2 protein-coding genes are annotated in these 2,712 nt (G+C 40.8%); one reads left to right on the top strand and one right to left on the bottom strand.

What is annotated here, in order from left to right; translation table 11 throughout:
* Positions 1–1,841: glycoside hydrolase family 127 protein (locus tag ACOVO2_RS01735; protein ID WP_421768316.1), on the top strand; the 1,841-nt coding region annotated here is incomplete at its 5' end.
* A 68-nt stretch (positions 1,842–1,909) separates the two neighbouring features.
* Here ACOVO2_RS01735 and ACOVO2_RS01730 read toward each other — a convergent pair.
* Positions 1,910–2,712: 3-coathanger stack domain-containing protein (locus tag ACOVO2_RS01730; protein WP_421768315.1), on the bottom strand; the 803-nt coding region annotated here is incomplete at its 5' end.

The following is a 2,712-nucleotide window of genomic DNA, read 5'->3' as shown; positions in this document are numbered from 1 at the left end:
AAACGGGACGAATCAAAAACTTCGAGCAAGCAGTTGCTCACACAGGAAAACTTTGCACGACTTACCCTTTTGATGATTCTGATATATACAAAATCATCGAAGGTGCGGCTTACTCGCTTCATGTAAAATATGACGCTAAACTCGATATTTACATCGACTCGCTCATCACGCTTATCGGCAAAGCCCAAGAACCCGATGGCTATCTTTACACTACCCGCACGATGGGCGACACCACCCACCCTTGGATTGGAAAAGAACGCTACGAAAAAGAACACGAATTGAGCCACGAACTCTACAATATGGGGCATTTCTACGAAGCGGCAACGGCACATTATTTGGCTACCAAAAAACGAAATATGTTGGATATTGCCATCAAAAATGCCGACCATCTTTTGACAGTTTTTGGGCCAGGGAAAAAGGCCGTTGCCCCTGGGCATCAAGTAATTGAAATTGGTTTGGGAAAACTTTACCGAGTGACAGGTAATCAGAAATACCTTGATTTATCGAAGTTTTTTATTGATTGTCGAGGCCAACGAAAATACGAAAAGAAAACGGGCGATAAAGATGCAACTGTCTGGCAGACAGGAGCTTACTGGCAAGATAATATTCCTGTAACGCAGCAAACCGAAGCACTCGGACACTCGGTGCGTGCTGGTTATTTGTACGCAGGAATGGCCGATGTGGCTTCAATGACCAATAATTTGGAATATTTAACGGCTCTCAATAAAATTTGGGACAATGCTTTCTCGAAGAAAACCTACATCACGGGTGGACTCGGACAAGCAGGAAATTGGGAGGGTTTCGGCCCTGATTATGAGTTATCGAATCATGCGGCTTATTGCGAAACGTGTGCGGCCATTTCGAGCGTTTACTGGAATCATAGAATGTTTATGATGTACGGCGACTCGAAGTATATTGATATTTTAGAGCGAACACTCTATAACGGACTCATCAGCGGCATCGGGCTTGATGGAAAATCATTCAACTACGAAAACCCGATGGAATATAACTACCAAAAAGGTAAGTTAAGTGGCGAAAACAAGCGTTCTCCGTGGTTTGGCTGTTCGTGTTGCCCAACTAATATTTGTCGTTTTATGCCTTCGATTCCGAGTTATGTATATGCTCAAAAAGATAATCAAGTATATGTAAATTTGTTTATGAGCAACACAACAACTTTGGAGGTTTTACCAAAAGAAAGCGTAACGATTTCGCAAACTACTGAATATCCGTGGCATGGAATGGTAATCATCGGGGTCGAGCCAACTAATAAAAATGGATTGAAATTCCCGCTACATATCCGCATTCCGGGCTGGGCAAGAGATGAGGCTTTTCCTACTGACCTATACCGATATAAAGATAAATCAAATGAGAAACCATCGTTGAATGTAAATGGCCAGATTTTAGAATACAAAATCGAAAATGGCTATATGATTGTGGATAGAGTTTGGAAAAAAGGCGATAAAGTAATGATGAATTTGCCGATGAGTGTGAAGCAAGTTGTGGCCAACGAAAAAGTAAAAGATAATATCGGTAAGATTGCGATTGAGCGTGGCCCGATTGTTTACTGTGCCGAATTTGTTGATAATAACGGACTTACATCTAACTTGGTAGTGCCTGATAATCAGAACTTTGCAACAGAATTTCAGACAAGTTTATTGAATGGCGTTATGACTCTCAGAGGCTCGGCAAATGCCTTGAGTATCGAAAATAATTCATCAGTTTCGACCAAAACTCAACCTTTAGTTTTGATTCCGTATTACGCTCGCTCGAATCGTGGGCAAGGAGAAATGAGAATTTGGTTTCCTACCCGAATCAAGAATTTGGAGATTATGACTGAGTAAAGGTTGCCTTTTAAAGAAAACGAGGGAATGTCGCAAACATTCCCTCGTTTTCTTTCGGATACTTCCTCTTAATTACAACCACCGATTTCAGCTCTAAAAATAGTACCATTATCGGCTTTAAAACCAGCGTTTAATTCTACAACTTTTGCTTGATAAGTAGTATTAGCAGTACCAGTTATTGAGTTAGTTGCTGTAATTTTTCCATTTGTACTCGATGCTTGTTTGGTTTGTGTACCAGAGGCATAATCATCAGTTGGGCTAACCAAAAGGAGAGTCGTAAGACATGGATTTATCGGTGCTAAATTAAATCGAGCCATAACAGAGTAATGGTCAGATGTGGTTGTTCCATAACTTGTTACATAAGACTCTGCATTACTCACTCGTGCCGAATTAGCTATGTATTGTGTCGAAAGTTCGTTAGAACTAATTAAGTGGTCAATCATATCGCTAAAACCAACCGTACTTTTCAGACCTGCGTCACTCAATGCTCTTGTGTGCATATTATATCTGGTTGGGTCGTTGTTGTAAGCCACATAGCTCGTTTGATTATTTGGTACGCCTGCGGTTGTAGCAACTGTGAAGTCTATATCATCATTAAAATCTCCCATCATAATTATTGGAAGTGTTGCAAATTGAGCATCAAGGGTATCTTTTAGTGCTTCTACATCAAACTTTCTCATATTATATCTGCTCAAGGCATCAGCAGGTGTTGAACCTGTATTCGCACGTGCATGTACGCCAACGAACATAATTTTTTTAGATGGGCTATTCGGGATATTTACATCGGCAGTAAGTGTAAATGGTAAACGTCCGGAAGCCCAAAAACGAGTTTTATCGGCATCAGGAAACGAGTTTAATACCGCAGGAACGC

The organism is Emticicia sp. (genome assembly GCF_049241225.1).
In the GTDB taxonomy this organism is placed as follows: Bacteria; Bacteroidota; Bacteroidia; order Cytophagales; family Spirosomataceae; genus Emticicia.
This window is presented reverse-complemented; position numbering and strand designations above follow the sequence as displayed.